General features: G+C 47.5%; 23 protein-coding genes. 17 read left to right on the top strand and 6 right to left on the bottom strand.

Annotation, left to right across the window (positions count from 1 at the left end; translation table 11 throughout):
• The 9 genes from ribH to EGV91_RS13325 form a co-directional block, all read left to right on the top strand.
• A partial coding sequence (gene ribH / locus EGV91_RS13360) for a 6,7-dimethyl-8-ribityllumazine synthase (RefSeq protein WP_135504521.1) occupies positions 1-273 on the top strand: 273 nt, incomplete at its 5' end.
• A 225-nt stretch (positions 274-498) separates the two neighbouring features.
• Positions 499-690: a histidine phosphatase family protein gene (locus EGV91_RS17415; protein WP_241666191.1), complete on the top strand. Its 192-nt coding sequence runs from the start codon at positions 499-501 to the stop codon at positions 688-690.
• The gene (locus EGV91_RS13355) at positions 624-1,037 is read left to right on the top strand and encodes a histidine phosphatase family protein (RefSeq protein WP_241666190.1); all 414 of its coding nucleotides are present in this window, start codon (positions 624-626) and stop codon (positions 1,035-1,037) included. The genes EGV91_RS17415 and EGV91_RS13355 overlap by 67 nt, the downstream gene beginning before the upstream one ends.
• A 69-nt stretch (positions 1,038-1,106) precedes the next feature.
• A complete protein-coding gene (locus EGV91_RS13350) occupies positions 1,107-2,930 on the top strand; it encodes an LTA synthase family protein (protein WP_135504520.1) in 1,824 nt (607 codons plus the stop codon).
• 67 nt (positions 2,931-2,997) lie between these two features.
• A complete protein-coding gene (locus EGV91_RS13345; protein WP_135504518.1) occupies positions 2,998-4,011 on the top strand; it encodes a GTPase in 1,014 nt (337 codons plus the stop codon).
• Between the two features lie 99 nt (positions 4,012-4,110).
• Positions 4,111-4,791, top strand: coding sequence for a response regulator transcription factor (locus EGV91_RS13340; RefSeq protein ID WP_135504516.1), 681 nt, complete (start codon positions 4,111-4,113; stop codon positions 4,789-4,791).
• Positions 4,781-6,181 (top strand): sensor histidine kinase, encoded by a 1,401-nt coding sequence (locus EGV91_RS13335; RefSeq protein WP_135504526.1) that lies wholly within the window; start codon positions 4,781-4,783, stop codon positions 6,179-6,181. Before EGV91_RS13340 ends, EGV91_RS13335 begins: the two co-directional genes overlap by 11 nt.
• A 112-nt stretch (positions 6,182-6,293) precedes the next feature.
• Positions 6,294-7,169: a peptidylprolyl isomerase gene (locus EGV91_RS13330; protein ID WP_135504514.1), complete on the top strand. Its 876-nt coding sequence runs from the start codon at positions 6,294-6,296 to the stop codon at positions 7,167-7,169.
• 1 nt (position 7,170) lies between these two features.
• Positions 7,171-8,358, top strand: a complete 1,188-nt coding sequence (locus EGV91_RS13325) for a S1C family serine protease (RefSeq protein WP_135504512.1) — start codon at positions 7,171-7,173, stop codon at positions 8,356-8,358.
• 64 nt (positions 8,359-8,422) lie between these two features.
• On the opposite strand, the gene EGV91_RS13320 is transcribed toward EGV91_RS13325, so the two are convergent.
• The 3 genes from EGV91_RS13320 to EGV91_RS13310 all read right to left on the bottom strand — a co-directional run bounded on the left by EGV91_RS13320 (position 8,423) and on the right by EGV91_RS13310 (position 9,758).
• On the bottom strand, positions 8,423-8,653 hold the full coding sequence (locus tag EGV91_RS13320) for a hypothetical protein (protein ID WP_135504511.1): 231 nt from the start codon (positions 8,651-8,653) through the stop codon (positions 8,423-8,425).
• 138 nt (positions 8,654-8,791) lie between these two features.
• A complete protein-coding gene (locus EGV91_RS13315; RefSeq protein WP_135504509.1) occupies positions 8,792-8,998 on the bottom strand; it encodes a hypothetical protein in 207 nt (68 codons plus the stop codon).
• A 55-nt stretch (positions 8,999-9,053) separates the two neighbouring features.
• Complete coding sequence (locus tag EGV91_RS13310) at positions 9,054-9,758, bottom strand: type 1 glutamine amidotransferase domain-containing protein (protein ID WP_135504507.1); 705 nt, start codon at positions 9,756-9,758, stop codon at positions 9,054-9,056.
• Between the two features lie 226 nt (positions 9,759-9,984).
• Here EGV91_RS13310 and EGV91_RS13305 point away from each other — a divergent pair, with 226 nt between their 5' ends.
• Positions 9,985-10,221: a hypothetical protein gene (locus tag EGV91_RS13305; RefSeq protein ID WP_135504505.1), complete on the top strand. Its 237-nt coding sequence runs from the start codon at positions 9,985-9,987 to the stop codon at positions 10,219-10,221.
• 99 nt (positions 10,222-10,320) lie between these two features.
• Positions 10,321-11,028: a YqjF family protein gene (locus tag EGV91_RS13300; protein ID WP_158290618.1), complete on the top strand. Its 708-nt coding sequence runs from the start codon at positions 10,321-10,323 to the stop codon at positions 11,026-11,028.
• A 30-nt stretch (positions 11,029-11,058) separates the two neighbouring features.
• On the opposite strand, the gene EGV91_RS13295 is transcribed toward EGV91_RS13300, so the two are convergent.
• From EGV91_RS13295 to EGV91_RS13285, 3 genes are all read right to left on the bottom strand, one after another.
• Positions 11,059-11,934, bottom strand: a complete 876-nt coding sequence (locus EGV91_RS13295; RefSeq protein WP_135504502.1) for an SDR family oxidoreductase — start codon at positions 11,932-11,934, stop codon at positions 11,059-11,061.
• Between the two features lie 89 nt (positions 11,935-12,023).
• Complete coding sequence (locus tag EGV91_RS13290) at positions 12,024-14,609, bottom strand: YfhO family protein (RefSeq protein WP_135504500.1); 2,586 nt, start codon at positions 14,607-14,609, stop codon at positions 12,024-12,026.
• 19 nt (positions 14,610-14,628) lie between these two features.
• Entirely contained in the window at positions 14,629-15,024 is a 396-nt protein-coding gene (locus tag EGV91_RS13285) for a GtrA family protein (protein WP_135504498.1), read from the bottom strand.
• 537 nt (positions 15,025-15,561) lie between these two features.
• Here EGV91_RS13285 and EGV91_RS13280 point away from each other — a divergent pair.
• From EGV91_RS13280 to EGV91_RS13255, 6 genes are read left to right on the top strand one after another with little or no spacing between them, the layout of a single operon-like run.
• A complete protein-coding gene (locus EGV91_RS13280) occupies positions 15,562-16,179 on the top strand; it encodes a TerD family protein (RefSeq protein ID WP_135504497.1) in 618 nt (205 codons plus the stop codon).
• 14 nt (positions 16,180-16,193) lie between these two features.
• The gene (locus tag EGV91_RS13275) at positions 16,194-16,823 is read left to right on the top strand and encodes a TerD family protein (protein ID WP_158290617.1); all 630 of its coding nucleotides are present in this window, start codon (positions 16,194-16,196) and stop codon (positions 16,821-16,823) included.
• Positions 16,824-16,879: 56 nt separating this feature from the next.
• Positions 16,880-18,025, top strand: coding sequence for an HpcH/HpaI aldolase/citrate lyase family protein (locus tag EGV91_RS13270; protein ID WP_135504495.1), 1,146 nt, complete (start codon positions 16,880-16,882; stop codon positions 18,023-18,025).
• Positions 17,958-19,331: a phosphoribosyltransferase domain-containing protein gene (locus EGV91_RS13265; protein ID WP_135504493.1), complete on the top strand. Its 1,374-nt coding sequence runs from the start codon at positions 17,958-17,960 to the stop codon at positions 19,329-19,331. The genes EGV91_RS13270 and EGV91_RS13265 overlap by 68 nt, the downstream gene beginning before the upstream one ends.
• A complete protein-coding gene (locus EGV91_RS13260) occupies positions 19,331-20,440 on the top strand; it encodes a cysteine protease StiP family protein (protein WP_135504492.1) in 1,110 nt (369 codons plus the stop codon). The genes EGV91_RS13265 and EGV91_RS13260 overlap by 1 nt, the downstream gene beginning before the upstream one ends.
• Positions 20,437-21,252, top strand: a complete 816-nt coding sequence (locus EGV91_RS13255; RefSeq protein WP_135504490.1) for a hypothetical protein — start codon at positions 20,437-20,439, stop codon at positions 21,250-21,252. The genes EGV91_RS13260 and EGV91_RS13255 overlap by 4 nt, the downstream gene beginning before the upstream one ends.
• Positions 21,253-21,262: the final 10 nt, after the last annotated feature.

The following is a 21,262-nucleotide window of genomic DNA, read 5'->3' as shown; positions in this document are numbered from 1 at the left end:
AAAAAAATGGCGGTCAGCGGCAACTACGACGCAGTCATCACACTCGGCACCGTGATCCGAGGGGCGACACCGCATTTCGATTACGTCTGCAGTGAAGTCGCAAAAGGCGTCTCGCGGGCTAGCGACCAATCGGATATTCCGGTCATATTTGGCGTCTTGACAACAGATTCGATCGAACAGGCGATTGAGCGTGCAGGGACGAAAGCTGGCAATAAAGGCTGGGAGTCTGCTGCTGGAGCCATTGAAATGGCGAATTTGATGAAAAAACTATAATCGTTTACTCCAGGCCAATTGCCTGGAGTTTTTTTTGCTTAAAAATCGGATAAAAAGGGAATAACATAAGAACCTAGATATGAGCGGAAACTGGCATCCATGCCTTCCATCGCTTTGGCGAAAAATGGCGGTTCAACCGGAAGGCGAAAAAAGACGAATCTCCCAAAAAGCCTTATAATGAAATGAATATGGCAGAATTTGTGAAGGCGCTAAGGGGGATTTTAGATGAAGGGTTCGGAGAAAACGTTTTACCTGATTCGGCATTGCCAGGCGGAAGGACAGCATCCGCAGGCAGAATTGACGGTGGAAGGGCGCGCGCAGGCAGACAGGCTTGCCCGTTTTTTGCTCAAGTGGAAATTTCTTATATCGTTTCGAGCCCTTATGTGCGGGCAATCGAATCAATTGAACCAACTCTAAAACAGAAGGGGCTTGAGTTGAATACCGACATCCGCCTATCGGAGCGTGTTTTGGGCCTCGGCAATCTGCCTGACTGGCTCGACCATCTGGAGCGGTCATTCAATAATATGGAATTGAAATTGGCGGGCGGCGAATCCGGGAGTGAAGCAGCTGAGCGGGGAATTGCGGCAGTATCTGCGGTGCCGCATCAAAGTATTGTCGTGACGTATGGCAATCTTTTGGCCTTATTGCTCAATCATTGGGATCCGGGCTTTGGGTTTGCTGAGTGGCGGAATTTATCGAATCCTGATATTTTTAAAATTACGCACGACGGGCAATCCGCCATCGTGGAAAGGGTCTGGAACTGAGGCTGTCGAGTGCAACGGAGTGGCAACATTCCGTCAGCGCAGCCGTCTTTAAAGAGGAGGTGGATTACGATGAGAACAAAAGCTATGCCTTATATTGCAATTTTCCTGTTATTATTTCTTAAAGTTATGGCGTTCCGCATCGTAATCTTCGATGCGAAATCCATATTCCATATCGCGTTCGTCGAATTTCCAGTTTGGGCGTTTCTGCTGGCTGTTGCGCTGCTGTTATTCAAGAAACGGGTTTGGCTCACTGCCGGCATTTTCAATCTGCTGGTCTCAGGGGTCTTTTTTGCCGTCGTATTGTACAGCCGCTATTATTCCACAATCCCTTCCTATTATGATTTGCGGCAGACCACCCAGTCGGGCACGGTCGGCACGACCATTTTGCTATTGATCAATCCACTGGATTTTCTTTTCTTCCTGGACGCCGTAATATTAATCGTATTGGCGCGCCGCTGGGGCAAGCTGCCAAAACTCAATTCATTGAAATATGCAGCAGCTGGGCTTGCTGCAATCAGTGTTTTTACAACCGTCTACGCTATCAAGCAACCAATCATTGATATCTCCTTTTTTGCGAAAGAAAATGGCTATGCCCAATCCCAGCTTGTCCAGATGTATAACCACCTTAACGAAAAAGCCCACGCTTCCGGCACTGAAACAAAGTTATCGGCAAAAGAGCTGGAAGCGTTAAAAGGCAATGAATATGTGCCAGTAAACAATCACGCTTCGTTCGGGTTGGCTGAAGGCCGCCACCTGTTCATGATCCAAGTGGAATCGATGCAAAATTTCACTGTCAATAAATCGATCAATGGCCAGGAGATAACACCCAATCTCAATAAACTCATTGAAGAAAGCGCCTATTTCTCGAATGTCTTCCAGCAAATTGGTGCCGGCACAACTTCGGACGCCGAATGGATGGGCAATACCGGTCTTTATGCGGAAGGGATGGCGCCTACCGTCAATGACTTGAACGGCAAGGAAGTGCCTTCGCTTTCACGGACCCTGAAAAAAGAAGGCTATGGTTCTGCTACTTATCACGCAGATGATGTGACATTTTGGAACCGCGACGTGCTGTATCCGGCACTCGGATTCGATGAAGTATTCACAGTCGAAGAGATTCCGGACAAAGACCAAGTGGGCTACGGCCCTTCGGATGAAGTGCTGATGGATTTTGCGCTCGACGAACTGCCGCGGCAGCTGGATACTTATGAACGGGTCTACTCGAATATTGTTATGATGACAAGCCATACACCATTCATCTTGCCGGCAGAAATGCAGCATCTGGAGCTGCCGGCGGAATATGAAGGGACACACGTCGGCCATTATCTCCAATCGATCCGCTACGCTGATGAGCAGATTGGCAAGTTCGTAGAAGAACTGAAAGATCAGGGACTTTATGATGAATCGTTGATTGTCATTTACGGCGACCATTCCGGCATCCATGGATCGCCGCTGTCAGAAGAAGATGCGCTGCTGCTGAAAGATTTCCTTGGCCATCCGTATACGATGAAAGAACGCCTGACAGTGCCGCTTGTGATGGCAGGAGACGGTTTGTTCGAAGGAGAAGAATTCAGCCGTCTTGGCGGACAAGTGGATATTATGCCGACTACGCTCGCCTTGCTCGGTGTGGAGCATGCAACTCCGATGATGGGCCATAATCTGTTCGAGTATGAAAAAAACCTGCTGGCGATGCGTTATTACATGCCGGGCGGATCATTCGTCCAGTCTGAACAATTGTACAAAGCGCCGGGAGCGAAATTGCCAGATGAATTGCGGGATATGAAAACCATGGAAAAACGCGCGAAAAACAGTGCGACTAAAAAGCATATCCGCAATGCGCAGGAAATTTTGAAATATGGCGATGCCTTGCTGAAACCATACATCGACAAGTAACGGTATGCGTAAATCGCATCATTGCTTATACTATTCATAAAGAAGATTTATCAAGGGGGATTAGACGATGGCAAAGAGTTTTGAAGAAGAAGTAAGCCGTGTGATGGATTCAATGTTTGAAAACGAGATGAAAAAAGTCAACGACATGCTTGAGCAGGAGCTGCTGATTTCGTTGATTGGCGAAGTCAATGCCGGCAAATCTTCGACGGTCAATAAAATCATCGGCAAAGATATTGCAAGCACCAATCCAATGCCAGGGGAAACCGTGAGCGTCGACCCGTATAATTTGGAAGGCTTGGAGAATATCAAGTTCATGGATACACCTGGGTTGAACGACCCGAATGACGAAAATCCTAAAAAGACCTTGGAATTTGTCCAGCAATCGGATGTCGTGCTGTTTTTCCTGAATGCAGCAGGGACTGTTTTTTCGGAAAGCGAGAAGGAAAAGTTTGCGGGAATTGAAAAGCATAACAAGGACATCCTGATCGTCTTGAACAAAATAGACGCGGCAGAAGACATTCCGTCCATCATCGAATTTGTCAAAAACCATACGGGCGGCAAATATAAGGTGATTCCAATTTCATCGAAAACAGGAGAGAATCTGGAAACTTTGAAGAAGGAAATCCTTTTTTTGCTCGAAAAGAAAGGTAAAGACCTGCTCTTCGCTAAAAGCATGAAAGAGAAATCAGCCGCTGCGAACCGCTGGATCATCGGTGCTGGCGTTTCGGCCGGCGTCATCGGAGCTTCCCCGATTCCCGGTTCGGACATCATTCCGCTGACCTCGCTGCAAGTCGGCTTGATCATCAAGCTTTCGAAGCTGTACGATAAACCGCTCAGCAAAAAAGCGGCGAAAGACATGATTGTCATCACGGCGACCCAGACAATTGGCCATACACTTTACCGCCAGGCATTGAAATTCATCCCGGGCGCCGGGTCTGTTATCGGCGGCACCGTAGCATCCGCAATGACCCTGGCATTGGGTTATGGCGTAAGATATGCCTACGAGAACAATATTGCCATCGATTACGACATGATCGGCGATTTGTTCGAGAAATACAAAGCGCGCGAGAAAAAGGCGTAGACGCAAAAACCGCTCTTTTACATAGGGCGGTTTTTCTATGTACTTGCGTCTTTTGCCCGCCTGCTTTACTTTAAAAGAAACAGATGCCGGAGGTACAGGATGAAAATATTAGTGGTGGAAGACAATCCGAGCGTTAGTTCCATGTTGGAATTGTTTTTTCAAAAAGAAGCGATTGCCGGTGATTTTGCAGCGGACGGCCTGGAAGGGTTCGCAAAATACAGACAAGGCGATTATGATTTATTGATATTGGACTGGATGCTGCCAGGGATGGACGGAATTGCGTTATGCCGGAAAATCCGGGAACTCGGAGATTCGGTGCCAATCATCATGCTGACAGCCAAAGACAGTGAATCGGACCAAGTCATCGGGTTCGAGATGGGCGCAGATGATTACGTGACAAAACCTTTCAGCCCGCTGACGCTTATGGCGCGCATCAAAGCGGTCATGCGGCGTTCACAAAAAGCGGAAGCGCCGAAAGAAACAGTCCGCACGGAGCATTTTGCGGTCAATAAAGAAACGCGGGAAGTGCAGAAAGACGGGGAACCGGTACAGAATTTGACGCCGAAAGAGTTCGAACTGCTGCTGTTCTTCATGCAGCACCCAAAACAGGTATTCAGCCGCGAACAGCTTCTGGAGCAAGTGTGGGGCTACCAATATTACGGAGACGAACGGACCGTTGATGTGCACATTAAGCGTCTGCGCAAAAAAATAGCAGGCGGGGAACAATTTTTCCATACCGTCTGGGGAGTTGGCTATAAATTTGAAGAATATGCGGATTAATTATTTTTACCAATTGATTGCGAGCCATTTGAGCATCCTGCTCATTGCATTCTTTATATTGAGTTTATTGTTCGTCAATTACGTGGAAGATTTTGCTTACGAAGACAAGGCGGCAGAACTGGAAAGCTATGGCGTCAAGATTTTGCAGGAGCTGGAAGCGCCGCGGCCGGGCACCAATCTTCAGTCCTACGTGTCCATTCTGGAAGCTCAAAACATTAATTTTATCGTCTTCGACCAGCAAAGCCGCATTTTGTACCCGGTTTCCGGGGCATTTCCGCCTGTTGAATTGACGACGGAGGAATGGGACGTCATTGAGCGTGGAGAAACACTTGTCGTCAACCGGGATGTTGAACGATTTGAGAATACCGTAACTTTTGTGGCGATGCCATATGCCGACAATGGCCAATTGGCCGGCGGAGTGCTCCTTGCCTCGCCTGTCAGCGGCACGAGCGAAATGATTGCCGAACTCAATAAGTCGCTGTTAACGACAATACTCATCGCATTGGCAGTGGCATTGCTGCTCAGTCTGCTATTGTCGAAACTGCATGTCAGCCGTTTGAAACGCATGCAGGAAGCTGCGGGAATGATCAGCGAAGGAAATTACGCAGTCAATTTGCCGGAATCCGATTTTGATGAATTCGGCGATTTGTCGAAGGATTTCAACCAGATGGCCAAAAGGCTGCAGCAGTCGAATGAAGAAATTGAAGGATTGGAAAACAGAAGGCGCCAGTTCATGGCGGACGTCTCGCACGAAATGCGTACGCCGTTGACGACCATTGCCGGTGTCATTGAAGGGCTGCGCAATAATATGATTGCGGAAGAGCAGCGTGAAAAAGGCATCCGGTTGGTCAGCGATGAAACGAAACGCCTCATCCGCCTCGTCAATGAAAACCTGGATTATGAAAAAATCCGTTCAAACCAAGTGACGCTAACGAAAGAAGAGATTGAGGCAGAAGAATTGCTTGAAATTATTCAGGAGCAGCTGGAGATGCAAGCGGCTGAAAAAGGAAATCGCATCGAAATAGCCTCAGAACCCGGACAGGTGATTTACGGAGACATGGACCGGCTGATCCAGGTTTTGACGAACATTGTGAAAAACAGCATTCAGTTTACAGCGGATGGGCTGATTTCCTTGCGGGCATACAGCGAGCCGGGCGGTATGGCGATCGAAGTGAAAGACACGGGCGAAGGGATTGATGTCCAAGAAATCGATTTGATTTGGCGCCGCTTCTACAAAGCGGATTTATCGCGCGGGAGCGGCCAATTCGGTCTTGGTCTATCGATCGTTAAGCAATTGGTGACATTGCACGGCGGGGACATCCGTGTGCAAAGCGAGAAAGGCAAAGGTACGATTTTCCTGATCCAACTGCCGCATAAAGAGACAGTTTGAGCCAGTCGGCCAAACTGTCTTTTTATTTCCCTAATTGTTACAGCTTTGGTCATAGTTTATTCATAATTGCTTGTTACGATGTTAGTAATCAGATAGAAAGAGGGCTTGCGAAATGAAAAAAGCGATATACATTGCAATTGGAGTAATAGCTGCATCAGCGATATTCTTGCTGATGAGTTTTGGACAAAACAATGGAGTGGCAAGTGTTAATGGCAAAGAAATCAGCAAAGATGAGCTGTACGCTCAAATGCTGAAAACAAACGGAACTGAAACGCTCGATTTGATGATTTCAGAGGAAATTGTCCGGCAGGAAGCTGAAAAAGAGGATATCACGGTTTCAGACGAAGAAATTGAGGCTGAAATTGCGGTCTACGAAGAGCAATACGGCGGTGCTGAGGAACTGGATTCGGCGTTAGCCGCAAGCGGAATGACAGTTGAATCCCTAAAGGAAGAAGTCCAGACCTATGTGAAGATCGAGAAACTGATCGGCCCAGGCATTGAAATTACGGATGAGCAAATTCAAACTTATTTTGATGAAAACAAGGAGTCACTGGGGCAAAGCGAACAAGTGGAAGCGAGCCACATCCTGACCGCGACAAAAGAAGAGGCGGAAGAAGTGCAAGCCAAGCTTGCTGAAGGCGGAGACTTCGCCGAATTGGCAAAAGAGTATTCGACGGATACAGCAAGTGCAGAGAATGGCGGAGAGCTTGGGGCATTCGGAGCTGGTGAAATGGCCCCTGCTTTCGAGGAAGCGGCATTTGCCATGAAAGTGGACGACATCAGCAAGCCGGTCGAAACGGAATTCGGTTTCCACATTATCAAAGTGACCGGCAAGACAGAAGCTGCTGCAGCTACACTTGAAAACAGCAAAGAAGAAATTAAAGAGCTATTGTTCGAAGAGCAATTGAACAGTGAATACACAACGTGGCTTTCTAAAAAACAGGCGTCTTATGACATTGAAAACACACTGTCAGAAGGAGGAAATTAATATGGGTTATTACAATTCAAGTGAACCGAAGAAAAAACGGACAGGTTACTTTGCTTCCAGCTTTATGGGATTGATTGCAGGAGCGCTTCTGATGGGCGTCGTTCTGCCGGAATTCACGGATGTTGATCCGGCCGCAGACAACGGCGCAACCATTGCTGAAACAGCAAGCGGCGTACAAGGAAGCACGAATATCGTCACTACTGATATTACAGAGACGGTTGAAAAAACTTCAGGAGCTGTCGTAGGAGTAACGAATTTGCAGACCGCACAGCAAAGTCCGTTCATGCCGACAGCCGAGTCGGGCGCACAGGAGGCTGGAGCGGGATCAGGCGTAATTTATAAAAAAACCGGGGATTGGGCATATGTCGTCACCAATAACCACGTCGTCGAAGGTGCGGAAAAAGTGAAGGTGACACTTGCTGACGAAACGGAACTGGATGCGGAAGTGCTGGGCACGGACGTGTGGACGGACCTTGCTGTGCTGAAAGTGCCTTCTGAACAAATTACGACTGTCATCGAGTTCGGTGACTCGTCTGTCCTTAAGGCAGGCGAGCCGGCAATCGCTATCGGCAATCCGCTGGGCCTTCAATTTTCGGGATCGGTGACGACGGGCGTCATTTCTGGAACCGAACGGCTCGTGCCAATCGATATCAATGAAGATGGAACAGAGGATTGGCAGGCAGAAGTCCTCCAGACAGACGCAGCCATCAATCCCGGCAATAGCGGTGGTGCGTTGATCAATAGCCAAGGCCAGCTGATCGGCATCAATTCAATGAAAATAGCACAGGATGCGGTCGAAGGCATCGGCCTTGCCATTCCGATCAATTCAGCCATCCCGGTAATCGAGGATTTGGAATCGAAAGGATCGGTGGAACGTCCGTCAATGGGCGTCAGCATTCTGGATCTGTCCGAAGTTCCGCCGCAAGCACGGCAAAGCGAGCTGAAACTTCCTGAAAACGTGAAAGGCGGAATTGTGGTCAATGAAGTCTCGCCAAGTTCTGGAGCGGACAAAGCAGGGCTCCAGCAATTCGATGTCATCGTCGAGATGGACGGCAAGCCTGTAACGTCGATCCAGGAACTTCGCCAGCATCTATACAATGAAACAGAAGTAGGGGATAGATTGAAAGTGAAAGCATACCGCAACGGCGAATTGATGGATTTTGAACTCGAATTGAACGAAAGCCTTTAGCACAAAAAGAGGATGCGCATTTGCATCCTCTTTTTTGTGCATATCTCTTATTCCGCCGCTTTCATCAATCCATTAATCCCCACATATTCGAAGTGATTCCGAAATAGATCAATGCCAATATGGCGATTGAAAAAATAACTACGCCGACTTGTATCGCTTTGTAATTCTTGATTTTCGGCTCTTCCAGGCCTTCCATGTGGTGCATATGGTGATGATGCGGCGGTGGTTCGACCGGCTCGGCAGTGTCTGGGGTGGTTGGCAATTCCTCTTTTTCCAAAGGTTCCTGCTGATTCATATTGCACGCCTCCCTGCGCCACTCTTGTTGATATAATATTAACAGAAAAATCAAATAATTAATAGTATAAAGATTGCTTTTCAACATTGGGAGACTGCTGAAGTCCAAGCAAATAAAAAACTGATTGCTTGGAAGCAATCAGCCGAAAAGTCCCCACATATCGGAACTTATACCAGTAATAATAAGGATCAATACCAATATGACAAAAATGACGATACCAATTTGAATGGGTTTATAGCCCTTGGTCTTCGGTTCTTCGAGCCCTTCTTTTTGTGCGGGGGGTCCTTGCATTTCCGACTTCTTGGCTCTTGCGTATTCTTCTTCTTTTGGATCCTTTTCTGTCATGTGAATTTCCTCCTCTTTTTATAGCAGATTGATTGAAAAACATCAATAATACAGTTCACTTAAAGAATTTTTCTTCTTCCTTTTTTTCAAGGCTTGTCAATTTCTCTGCCAATTCTTTGCCGAACAGCGGAGAAGACTGTGGATCACGTCCGGTTAAAATCTGATCGCTGCCCCATACGGCGTATTGCTCTTTATCAGAAGCCGGTTCATAGTTCGCGATTTTCTTCATTTCATCTTCAAGGCTGAATGGCAGCAGGCCAACTACTTCTTCAGGTTCGAATTTATTTGGATAGCCTGTCACCTTCAAGCCCTCTAAAATTCCACGGCCATCTTTGGTCTTGGTATAGACGAGCGGTGCGGGTCCGTGGCAAACAGCAGAAACGATTCCGCCCGTTTCATAGACAACGTTGATGACGGCATGCAAATCCGGGTCATGCGCTAAGTCGAACATGGCGCCGTGTCCGCCGACAATCATAATGGCATCGTAATCGCTCGCTTTGACGTCAACAATCGGTGTCGTTTTGTCTGCAATGCCGGAGTCGTATAATTCCTTGTATTTGCCTTCAGGGTCATATTCTTTGCTCAAGCTCATCGGGTCAACAACTGGCTTTCCGCCTTTTGGAGAAGCAAGGCCGACTGTATGCCCTTCTTTTTCCAGCGCTAATACTGGAGCGAACAATTCTTCCGCCCACCATCCAGTTACGTAATTATTTTCTTCATCTGCATATCCGCCAGATAGAACGGCTAAAACTTTTGCCATCGTTTATACCTCCTCAGAGTCTTTATATCTATTAGTCTATTTACCCTTTCAGCCTCTCCTGAAACGTTTTAACAAACGCATTAATGGGAGTGTCAAAGAACTTCCGAATAAGGTTTGTTACTTTCGTAGGAAAGAGTTCTACGGATTAACAAAATCTGTTTCACCTCCTATAGTGTGGGTATTCAGATAATAAGAAAGAAGCACTGGAGAGAAAGGGGAATATAAAATGGCTGATGAAAACAAAGAGCGCGACGAAGAAAAGTATACAAAAGAGGAAAAACGGCAAAAACCTCGTTTTAACGCTGGCGGCAACGACTCGGATTACGACGGAGGGCATCCAGGCGGATATGAAGAGGAACAATCGGATGCTGAAGCTGAAGGAAGCGGATCGTTCAATGAAGGCGGCAACGATTCCGATTACGATGGTGGGCATCCAGGCGAAAAATTTCCATCGAAAAAATAACAGCTGCCTGTAGTTAATCAGCAAGAGCGTTTTGAAGGATACTTGCCCCGAAGCTCTTTGATAAAGAGGCTCATTTGAATGTCCAAAGGGGATAGGAAGATGGACAGAAGAAAATGGATCATGTCGCAGCAATTGCAGGATGTGCTGTTTTTGCATTGGGCGGTTCCCGCAGATTGGCTTTGCGGAATGCTGCCTCCTGAATTGGAATTGGATCTGTACGGTGGAAAAGCATGGATAAGCGCTGTGCTGTTCAAGGCACGCGATACGCATATTCGGGGCATGCCTGCGGTGCCGGGAATGCGGACATTTTTGCAGCTTAACGTCAGGACGTATGTCCGGTACGACAATCGGCGCGGCGTCTACTTTTTTTCAATGGATGCAAACAGTCTGGCAGCTGTTCAGACAGCGTCTCTCGGCAGCTTTTTGCCATACCGACAGGCGCGCATCGAAATGGTTAAGCAAGGAACGCGGATCAGGTTCAAGAGCAGGCATAGTGAAGCGCATGGAATTGAAGAAATTGAACTGGTTTACGAACCCCAAGCAGCCATTATTGAACCTGCCCCTTTAGAGATTTGGCTGACAGAGCGCTACAGCCTATGGACTAAACCTGGAAACAGGCTTTACCGCCTGGATATCGGGCATCTACCTTGGCGCCTTCAATATGTTAAAGGAGAAATTACAGAAAATTCTCTTGCTGGTTTTCTGCCCGAACAATTGCATCGACTGCGTCCGGTAACCCATTACAGCTCTTCGATGGAAGTGTTGTTTTATCCGCCGACCATCGAAAAAAACGTAAAAAACCGCTGAAGCCGAAGCTTTAGCGGTTTTCTTTATTGTTTAGGATGTGATAAAGTCGCCACCGTTGACATGGATTGCCTGGCCGGTCACATAAGTTGAATCTTTTGATGCGAAATAGACATAGGCCGGTGCCACTTCTGAAGGCTGTCCGCGGCGTTCCATCGCTGTTTCGCCGCCGTGCTTGCCGACTTTTTCAGCATCGAATGTTGCCGGGATAAGCGGAGTCCAAATCGGCCCTGGTGCCACGGAGTTGACGCGAATGCCTTTGTCTGCAAGGTTTTGGGAAAGCGAGCGTGTAAAGGCGGTGATTGCACCTTTTGTCGATGAATAATCGATGAGTGACGATGAGCCGCGGTAAGCAGTAACCGATGACGTATTGATGATCGAATCGCCTTTTTGCATATGCGGTACCGCTGCTTGGCTCAAGTAAAACATACTGAATATATTCGTTTCGAATGTTTCCATTAATTGATCGGGCGTAATTGCCAGGAAGTCATCCTGCGGAAATTGCTTGCCTGCATTGTTGACTAGAATGTTCAGTCCGCCAAATTCAGCGATGACGTCATCAACGAGCTTTTGGCAATTTTCAGAGTCACCGATGTCCGTTGCTGATTTGAACGCTTTAGCGCCATAAGATTCGATGGCTTTAACTGTATCCTCTGCGTCATCATGCTCATCCAAGTAAGCGATGGCGACATTTGCCCCTTCTTTTGCAAACGCTACTGCTACGGCACGGCCAATTCCGCTGTCGCCGCCGGTAATCAACGCTGTTTTGCCTTTGAGTTTGCCTGAGCCTTTGTAATCTTTATCATCGTAAATCGGTTCTGGAGACATTTCTCTTTCAGAGCCAGGCTGGTGCGACTGTTCCTGCGGTTCAATTTCTTTGTCGATTTTTTCGAATTTATCTTCTGCCATGATGGATTCCTCCTTGGTTCGGTTAGCTATAAAGTCAATATTCCCGCTGCGCCATCCGCTAAACGCTATAACGCGAAGCCATTCCAAAACTACGAACCGGACTGCCTTTTCCTGAAGAAGATATAAAATAGCCCGACAAGCGCTGACAAGAGGCTGACAGCTGAAGCAATGCCAAAATAAGGCGGCCTGTAAGTGAATTCAACTGCGTTCATACCCGTTTTAATGGGCACGGCGACAAATGCATAATTGGCTTTCAGCACCGTTGCAGGTTCACCGTTTACGGATGCTTTCCATCCGCGCTCATAAGGGATGTTAAGCAATAAATACTCATCCTGCTCAACGTTATCGTAATCGAGCGTGACTGTACTGCCGTCGATTTCGATATTTGCCGCATTTGAAGATTTTTGCGCCTGAGCTTCCAGCACTTCGTAAGCTTCCTCAAAAACCTGGAGTTCTGTCAGCCGGTAACTGCCTTGGGGCAGCCGGATTTGGATCGTGTCATCGGCCGGAATGCGGATGGTCAAGTCGTCGACATATGTCCGGTAGATGGAATCGTTCGCTTTGCGGCTTGTTTCATAGCCGTTCACTGTCAGGATGAATCCTTCACTCGCAGCTTCGTTCTCCAAATGGAATGATACGTAAAGGTCGCCTTCAGTAAATGCACCGTCTTTACGCGTCAAATCGATTCCGCCGGTTTCGCCTTGGACTTCCAATAAGCCATTATCGTATACGGCAGCTTGTTCCTGGATTTGATATTGCTGCGTGTGATCCGCCGTCGACAGCGGGGCAGGGCCGCCGTCGCCGTCCAGCACGATTCCGTTCAGCATGGCGTGTTCCCGAACGAGTGGAGAAGATGTTTCGAGCCCTGCTTCGGAATAAGAGTCAGAAGCGGAACGGGCGAAAGGCAGGTTATTGGTGTTTCGGTAGACGACAAAGTTTTCCGAAGCGGTCAGCTCTTCGAAGCCATAGGGAACATTCGGATCGCCTTTTTCCATGATGGTGTATTTGCCTTGCAGCAGGCTGTGAAGATTGGCGCGGTTGCCGAGTGACGCATAACGGCTGACACTTTCACGGCCCATATCGATTTCCAGATCATATAGGTAAAAATACAATAAATTTTTATTCAGAATGCTGGAATATGCGCTAAGCCCACGGAATTCCTGAACAATCGGTGTATTGTTGCGTACGTCTTCCATCCAGTCGATGCGGTATATCGGATCGCTTTCCTGCGCATGGATTTCTTCCAGCAAACTTCTGATCTCGAGAGAATCATAGCCCCCAGTAGTAAGCAGCTCTTCGTTCACATTTTTTATGCGGCCAGTTTCAAGAATCGTATCGGCCTGATAGAAATTTGCAAACACGACAGCGGAAGCTACTATATAGACGGCCAAGATTTTTTTCAGCAGCGGCCGCGGCCAGCGAATGGCCGCCGCGAGCAGCAGTATGGCTGCCGGCAGTGATAGTGAAACAAATACCGCTTGCCATGATCCAGCGTCAAAACCTTGGTCTATGCGAATAGCCAAGTTGTAGGCCAGCAGGGCAAAGGCGGAAGATGCAATGAGCTGGCGCATGGTGAGGCCGCCAATGCGTTCCAAGCCTGCCGCTACTGCGCCGCCGCTCACAAATGCCATGAAATATTCCCAACGGTATTGCGGAGCGGAGAAGCCGTTGAAAAGGCTTGCCGCAATCGGGCTGTAGTGAAGCAGCACACCGATTAATGCGAACAAAGCGAATAAGCGGAACAAGCGGCTCCGATAGAAAGCGGGAATCGTCCAAAATAGCAAAAAAATCGCTGGCAAAACAATGTAGCGGCTGGTGAACAGGATGTTATCCGTCAAATTCACCCACTCGATGGCTTGTTGGAAAGCTGGACGATGATTGTTCAGATAGGCATAGACCGCTGGCACAAAAGATATTGCACTGATGCCAAGCCCGAGAAGGCCAAAAACAAAAAAAGTGCCGATGGCTTTCCTTTTTGGAATTTCCGATTCAGTTAGCGGGAAAAAAAGGCGCACCGTTATGTATATGGCAGTGAGCATCATATTGATGTATGCAAAATAGAAGTTGTCGATCAGCGAAATGGCTATGGCAAATAGGAACCAGCCAGGTTTTTGCTCCCTGAAAACTTTTTCCACACCAAGAATCAGCAGCGGCAGCCATAAATAGGCGTCAGCAAAGAATTCCCAATACACTGTATGGCGAAAATACATGCCCGACAAGCCGTAAAGCGCAGCGCCAGTAAACGCGGAAAGCCTGGAAATGCCCATATAGGCGAACACTCTGGCAGTAATGAACAAAACGAAAGCCAATCGAATGATGCTGATAAAAACAGCGGCATTGGCCCAAAACAGCACATCTGTCGATTCGATGACGTGGAGACTTTCAAGAGCAAACACCACAGCGGCCGTAATCAGAAAAACGATCGATGTGGAAAAATAATAGGAGAGTTCACTGAACGTCCCTGCGCCAAGGCCGAAATCGAATGAATAGAAAAATTCGCCGCTGCTGTATTGTTCATACAAAAGCTTTTTGAACGGCATCATCTGGGAAGCACCGTCATCAATACCAATCATAAAATGGCCGCGCACCCATTGTGAAAGGAAAACCGCGTGTCCGGCAGCTGACAAAACAAGGCAGCTGAAGAACAAAAGGACATTCGGGTATTTCCACTGCATGTTATCACCAGCTTTCAGGTTATTTGGAACGTGGCGGCCCTTTCATGATTCTGCTCGAAACAAGAAACGTAATCGGCACTGTAAACAGAACGGCCGCGAATGGAGCGATGTTGCTGCTTAGATGCATGAATTCCACAAAAACATAAATGAGGACGGTGGAAACGGACATATTGACTACCTGTGTCAACGGGAAATAAAGATATTTTTTAAGCGTCGGCTTTACTTTGTACGTAACGTAAGAGTTTAAGAAGAACGAGACATTTAGAGAAATCAGAAAGCCGAGGACATGTGCCAGCAGATACGGCAGCCCAGCTCCTTTATGGAGCAGCAAATAGATGCTGTAATAAGTGAGGGTGTTGATGACTCCGACAACGACAAAGCGGTTGAATTCCGTATTCAAGCGCTTAAGGTGCATCGTACTCATCCACATTGCTGATAGCTAAAAGGAATTTCATCTGGCACTTTAATCTTTCTTCAAATGATTTGATACTGACTTCTTCGTTATAAGCTGGAACGACTATGGAGATCAATACCACATAAAGGGCTCCTTTCAGGTAAACGTTCGGTAAATTAGGTTGTCTGTAGTTGTTTACCCATCGCATTTTATTAATATGCAATTCTCTTGCTGCATAAACGAAACTTATTTGCCCGATGAACGTATAGAATAATACCGGCTGTTATTCCGGAGCTGCGGCGGTGGGGGCTTTTCAATCTTAGGAAAAATGCGGCACAAGACTTTTTGATGATTTTGTGCAGGAGCAGCTCATTTTGATGTCCCGAAGCGAGGGATAAAAAGGTGCTTCTTTAACTCATCCTATATATACAAGACGCAGAATTGGTAAAACGGTTCCAGCTGCAATTGGGATTGGAAACCCTTAATAATTGAAATTTTCCGGATTTACAAATAGACTTATAAAAGAGTACATAAAAATGAATGGAGAGTGCAAAAAGAATGGCTATTAACCTGGTAAAAGGTCAAAAGATCGATTTAACAAAAGGACGTTCCTCTCTATCAAGCATTATGGTCGGATTGGGCTGGGACCCTGTTGAAACGAAGAAAAGCGGCGGATTTTTGGGCGGCTTGCTTGGTGGAGGCGCAGGAGGCGGTTCAGAAGTGGACTGCGACGCTTCAGTTATCCTATTGGATGAGAACGGCAAACTGAAAGGCAAAGAAAACCTGATCTATTTCGGCAACAAGAAAAGCAAAGATGGCAGCGTTGTCCATTCAGGCGATAACTTGACAGGAGCTGGCGAAGGCGATGACGAAACGATCCAAATCGATTTGAAAAAGATTTCGCCATCAGTCCACCGTCTGGTCTTCGTTGTCAATATCTATAACGCAAAACAGAAGAAACAGGATTTCGGCATGATCCAGAACGCTTTTATCCGTTTAGTGGACAACCAATCCAAAGAAGAACTTATCCATTACAACCTCACTGAGAATTATGCAGGAAAAATGTCATTGATTCCTGGGGAACTTTATCGCCAAGGCTCAGAATGGAAATTTTCCGCTATCGGTGAAGGCACAGTGGATGCAGATATCGGCTCAATCGCAAACAAATACGCTTAAGGAGTGCATGCGCAATGGCAATCAATTTATCAAAAGGTCAAAAAGTAGATTTAACGAAATCAAATCCGGGTCTTACGAATGTAGTTGTCGGATTAGGCTGGGATACGAACAAATATGACGGAGGCCAAGACTTTGACTTGGATTCATCGGTATTTCTTTTAAACGCAGACGGCAAAGCAGCTTCTGAAGCTGACTTTATTTTCTACAACAACACGATTGGCGCCGCCGGTTCAGTAGAGCATACAGGCGACAACAAAACAGGTGAAGGCGACGGGGACGATGAGCAAGTCAAAGTTACCTTGTCGACAATTCCATCAACAATCGAACGCGTGACGTTCGCGATCACGATCCACGATGCGGAAAACCGCGGCCAAAACTTCGGCCAAGTAAGCAATTCTTACGTTCGCATCGTCAACGGCGATTCCAATGAAGAGCTGATCCGCTACGATCTTGGAGAAGACTTCTCAATTGAAACAGCGATTGTCGTTGGGGAACTTTACCGCCATGGTGCTGAATGGAAATTCAATGCAATCGGCAGCGGCTATCAGGGCGCCTTGGCTCACTCGTCAAAGACTTCGGCCTCGACAGCTGATTTGAAAGCAGAAAAGCAAGGAGGCTGTCTCCTTGCTTTTTTTATCCATTAATTCCGCTATTAATTTTAGGTGCTTGCTGTTGCGGCGGGGCCGGGAGGAAAGAAGTTATGAAACATTTTGGCGTATTGAACGATTCTGATTTAAAAACCTTTTTTAAATATACCCCGGCAGAATTCAACCGAGATGCAGAACGGGAAACATTGGGATTGGCTTTGGGAGCTGCGCTGTACACGCCTGGTTCGAGGCAGGATTTCGCCAATAAGATATTATCCGGACAATACAGCCGCGATGCGTTTGCTGGGTTGACGACGTTGATCGTTTGCCTGGAGGATGCTGTTGCAGACTCGCAGCTATTGGAGGCGGAAGAAAATGTCGTTCAGGAGCTGAAGAAGTTGGAAAAAGCGAAGGTGTTTCAGCTAGAGGCTGGACCGGCTCTTTTCCTGCGGATCCGCAATGTGCAGCAACTCGACAAGATGACGGCTTTATGCGGCACCTCCTTAAGCGTTTTGACCGGCATCGTCTTTCCGAAATGCGAACCGGAAAACCTTTTGGCATTCTTTCCAGCGCTTGACCGCGCCAGTGCGGCGGCAGGGCGCAATTTATACGCTCTCCCGCTTCTTGAAACGAAAGAAGTGCTATATTCCGAAACCCGCAGCCAAGCGCTGCAGGAAATCCATGAAATATTATTGGCGGAAGTGGACCGGGTTTTGACGGTCCGAGTCGGTGCCACCGATTTTTCGAGTTTGTACGGGTTGCGCCGTCCCGCAGATCGGACAATTTACGATGTCCACGTAATCAGGGACTGCTTAGCCGATGTACTGAACCGGTTCGGCAGAGCCGAAGACGGTTTTACCGTGTCAGGGCCTGTGTATGAACATTTCTCTGCCGACCGGCAAGGCTGGCTCGCAAGCATTCCAGAGAAGGTGCTATGGGAAGAAGTGCAATTGGATGCCCTTAACGGTTTCAAAGGCAAAACGTGCATCCACCCGTCCCAAATAATGATCGTAAATGCCGGTTATATCGTTTCGCTCGAAACTTATACAGATGCGGCATTGATTCTGTCTGAAAGCGATTCGCATAATGGCGTACTGCAAAGCCCGACCCGCAACAAAATGAACGAAGTAAAACCGCATTTGAGCTGGGCAAAGAAAATTGCTGCCCAGGCGGAAGTCTATGGGGTGCTGAATGAAAACTTTAAACCAATCGATGTCCTCAACCACATTCGAGCAAGTCAATTATCAAAACAATTATAAATTATGGGACTCTCTGGAATTATTGGTGAAAGTGAACCGATCTTTTCAGGGGCTGCCGGTGGAATCGCTTTTTTCGATGGCTCTTCGGGTCAATAAAAAGCGGCAATTCCTATTTGTCAGCAAGCTGATTGCCAAACACTTAGCGGTCAATCCAGCCGTTGCTTTGGGCACCGGTACTTTGCTGGCTTCTTTGCTGATGGAAAAAGAGAATCTCCCTGCCCCGCCGCAGACACAAAAGCTGGCGCACATGATCGGGAAGGGAGTTCCCGATCCGGCTTTGCTGAAAAAAGCATTGGAGTATCGGGTCGCTTTGCCGGAGAAAACGGTTTTTATCGGGATGGCGGAAACGGCTACCGGATTGGGCCATTCTGTTTTCCAGCATTTTGAAGATGCTTTTTATATCCATACAACACGAGAAAACATAAACGAGCTGGTTCCATCTTTTGTTTTCGAAGAAGAACATTCCCACGCGACTTCCCACAGAGTTTATGCTCCAAAAGGAATGCTCGAAGATGCGGAAGCCATCGTACTTATTGATGACGAGATCTCTACGGGCAATACCTTGATCAATCTCATAAAAGCCCTGGATGATCAATTCCCGGGCAAAAAATATACATCCTTGTCGATACTCGATTGGCGAAATGAAAAACAGCGGCAAAATGTCGGCCAGCTTGAAGTGGACCGAAACATCAGCATCGCAGTCCTTGCTTTAATGGATGGAGAATTCGAACTTCGGCACGGTTCATCGCCTGAAGACGGAGAGCTGGAGAATTTATCAGGAACGAGCGGCGCGCAATTGGAAGAAATCGCATTTGTAAAACCATTGCCGCATCAATCGGCTACGGGGCACAGATATATTCCGCTGACTGGCCGCTTCGGCTTGTCCAGCACTGCCCATCTCGAAATCGCCAGTTGGGCAAAACAGGCTACAGCGCTGGCCGGAGAGCTGACAGCAAATGAAAAGCCGCTGGTAATCGGAATCGGAGAGAATATGTATTTGCCGCTCCGCTTTGCTTTGGAACTGGACAGCCACGCACTTGTCCAAACAACTACGCGAAGCCCGATTTTTGCTTCTGATACCAAAGAATATCCGATCAAAGAAAAAGTGAAATTCAGCTTGCCTGATGCTGACGGGGTGAACCAGTTCCTCTATAACGTGCATAAGCTTGATATAACAACGATATATTTGCTGGCTGAGTCTGTCACATTAGAACAAGACTGGCAGCCGCTGATTTCTTATTTAGAGAAAAAAGCGCCTGTCAAATGGATTTCTCTGACGAACAAGAAAGCGGGGGACGGAGCCTGATGATTGAAGCAGGATTGGTCAAAACAAGCTATTCGAAGGAAGATATCACTTTTTTATTGAAAGATGTAACAGATGATTTTACCGAAAGTACACTTGAAGAACGTGAACAAGCGGTTCAAGCGGGAGCGCATTATGCAGAGCGTCTGCCGATTGAATACGTACCGTCCCAGGAATACACAAAACTGTATCATGCTACGGTCGAAAAAACCAAGTCATATTTGGGTTCTCTGGTGGGCCTTGTGGCGCGCCGCATCCATATGAATGCGGGGACAGATGATATTGTATTGGTTTCTCTTGCGCGCGCCGGCAGCCCGATCGGCATTTTAATCCGCCGATACGCTCAGCAGATTTTGGGCATGGATTGGCCGCATTACAGCGTGTCGATTCTGCGGGATAAAGGCATCGATGAAAAAGCGATGGAAGCTATCTGCGGAAAACATCCAGAAAGCCGCATTCAATTCGTTGACGGCTGGACTGGAAAAGGTGCCATCCAAAAAGAACTGACCAAATCAGTTGCGCTTTTGAACGAGAAAAATGGCTGGAGCCTGAAAGATGATATGGCGGTCTTGGCCGATCCCGGCGCATGTGCCGTGTTGTTTGGTACAAGGGAAGATTTCCTGATTCCAAGCGCTTGTTTGAACGCCACAGTGTCCGGGCTCGTGAGCCGAACCATTTTAAATGAAAAATACGTTGGCAAAGATGATTTTCACGGAGCGAAGTTCTATGCCGAACTGCTCCAGGATGACTTATCCAATGATTTCATCAATCAGGTAACTGCTGAATTCAAGGGAACAGCGGATGCGGTGGAAAAAGCCGCCGAAAGTTCTCCAGCAACAGCAGAGCGGACCTGGCAAGGCATGCGTGAAGTGGAAGAAATCGGCGATAAAATGTACAGTGAACGGGATTACCACTTGGTCAAACCAGGCGTCGGCGAAACGACGCGCGTCCTGTTGCGCCGCAGTCCATGGAAAGTGTATGTCCGGGAACTCGATAATCCGGATGTGCAGCATATCTTGATTTTGGCGAAAGAAAAAGGCATCGAAGTCGAAGAAGTGCCAACCTTATTTTATCAGGCAATCGGCTTGATCAGATCGGGGAAAGAATTATGACAATCCTTTTTGCGAGTGATCTGGATCAGACTTTGATTTATTCCCGCCGATCAATGGGGCTTGATGTCTCGGAGGCAGAGTTGCGTGAAGTGGAGCGTTTTGAAGGCAATCCGCAATCGTTTATGACCGAAAAAAGCCAGCAGGCGTTATGGGAACTGTCGGAATCTGCATTTTTCCTGCCGGTGACAACAAGGACGCAAGCGCAATACGAGCGTGTGACTGGCATTTTTAAGGATGGTGATGCGCCTCGTTTCGCGGTTGTTTCAAATGGCGCCGTCATCTTGGAAAATGGGCAGCCGATTAAGGAATGGTCTGAAAAGCTGCGCCAGCAATGCACCAGTGATAAAACGGTCATCGAAGAACTGATGCCGAAAATAGAGCAGCATTTTTCAGAAGATTGGGTACTGCGTGTGCGCCAGGCCGATAATTGGTTTGTTTACCTGATTGTCGACCGCGAACGGTTTCCGGAAGAGAAATTAGGCGAATTCACGAAGATTTTCCGTGAAATCGGTTGGGATATGTCTTTGCAGGGGCGCAAGCTTTACTTCATGCCAGTCAGCATTACGAAAGCAGGCGCTATGGAATATGTAAAAGAACGTGTCAACGCAAGCTTTGTTGCGGCGGCCGGAGATTCGTTATTGGACCATTGCCTTCTCGAAAGTGCGGATTTGGGGCTATTTGCTGCCCACGGGGAAGCAGTGAAGAGCAGCATTGCGATTTCATCCCATATCGAAGTCACTAGACAAAGCGGCATCAGAGCAGGGGAAGAAATTCTTGAACGCATCGCGAAAGTGGTCTTGCAATATAAATAAAGGATGAGGG

It is taken from the genome of Planococcus koreensis (assembly GCF_004761975.1).
GTDB lineage: Bacteria > Bacillota > Bacilli > Bacillales_A > Planococcaceae > Planococcus > Planococcus koreensis.
This window is presented reverse-complemented; position numbering and strand designations above follow the sequence as displayed.

Bases quoted from the DNA above. Each gene is read 5' to 3' on its own strand.
- EGV91_RS17415 (WP_241666191.1), top strand. From the start codon at position 499: ATGAAGGGTTCGGAGAAAACGTTTTACCTGATTCGGCATTGCCAGGCG.
- EGV91_RS13350 (WP_135504520.1), top strand. From the start codon at position 1,107: ATGAGAACAAAAGCTATGCCTTATATTGCAATTTTCCTGTTATTATTT.
- EGV91_RS13345 (WP_135504518.1), top strand. From the start codon at position 2,998: ATGGCAAAGAGTTTTGAAGAAGAAGTAAGCCGTGTGATGGATTCAATG.
- EGV91_RS13340 (WP_135504516.1), top strand. From the start codon at position 4,111: ATGAAAATATTAGTGGTGGAAGACAATCCGAGCGTTAGTTCCATGTTG.
- EGV91_RS13335 (WP_135504526.1), top strand. From the start codon at position 4,781: ATGCGGATTAATTATTTTTACCAATTGATTGCGAGCCATTTGAGCATC.
- EGV91_RS13330 (WP_135504514.1), top strand. From the start codon at position 6,294: ATGAAAAAAGCGATATACATTGCAATTGGAGTAATAGCTGCATCAGCG.
- EGV91_RS13325 (WP_135504512.1), top strand. From the start codon at position 7,171: ATGGGTTATTACAATTCAAGTGAACCGAAGAAAAAACGGACAGGTTAC.
- EGV91_RS13320 (WP_135504511.1), bottom strand. From the start codon at position 8,653: ATGAATCAGCAGGAACCTTTGGAAAAAGAGGAATTGCCAACCACCCCA.
- EGV91_RS13315 (WP_135504509.1), bottom strand. From the start codon at position 8,998: ATGACAGAAAAGGATCCAAAAGAAGAAGAATACGCAAGAGCCAAGAAG.
- EGV91_RS13310 (WP_135504507.1), bottom strand. From the start codon at position 9,758: ATGGCAAAAGTTTTAGCCGTTCTATCTGGCGGATATGCAGATGAAGAA.
- EGV91_RS13305 (WP_135504505.1), top strand. From the start codon at position 9,985: ATGGCTGATGAAAACAAAGAGCGCGACGAAGAAAAGTATACAAAAGAG.
- EGV91_RS13300 (WP_158290618.1), top strand. From the start codon at position 10,321: ATGGACAGAAGAAAATGGATCATGTCGCAGCAATTGCAGGATGTGCTG.
- EGV91_RS13295 (WP_135504502.1), bottom strand. From the start codon at position 11,934: ATGGCAGAAGATAAATTCGAAAAAATCGACAAAGAAATTGAACCGCAG.
- EGV91_RS13290 (WP_135504500.1), bottom strand. From the start codon at position 14,609: ATGCAGTGGAAATACCCGAATGTCCTTTTGTTCTTCAGCTGCCTTGTT.
- EGV91_RS13285 (WP_135504498.1), bottom strand. From the start codon at position 15,024: ATGCACCTTAAGCGCTTGAATACGGAATTCAACCGCTTTGTCGTTGTC.
- EGV91_RS13280 (WP_135504497.1), top strand. From the start codon at position 15,562: ATGGCTATTAACCTGGTAAAAGGTCAAAAGATCGATTTAACAAAAGGA.
- EGV91_RS13275 (WP_158290617.1), top strand. From the start codon at position 16,194: ATGGCAATCAATTTATCAAAAGGTCAAAAAGTAGATTTAACGAAATCA.
- EGV91_RS13270 (WP_135504495.1), top strand. From the start codon at position 16,880: ATGAAACATTTTGGCGTATTGAACGATTCTGATTTAAAAACCTTTTTT.
- EGV91_RS13265 (WP_135504493.1), top strand. From the start codon at position 17,958: ATGAAAACTTTAAACCAATCGATGTCCTCAACCACATTCGAGCAAGTC.
- EGV91_RS13260 (WP_135504492.1), top strand. From the start codon at position 19,331: ATGATTGAAGCAGGATTGGTCAAAACAAGCTATTCGAAGGAAGATATC.
- EGV91_RS13255 (WP_135504490.1), top strand. From the start codon at position 20,437: ATGACAATCCTTTTTGCGAGTGATCTGGATCAGACTTTGATTTATTCC.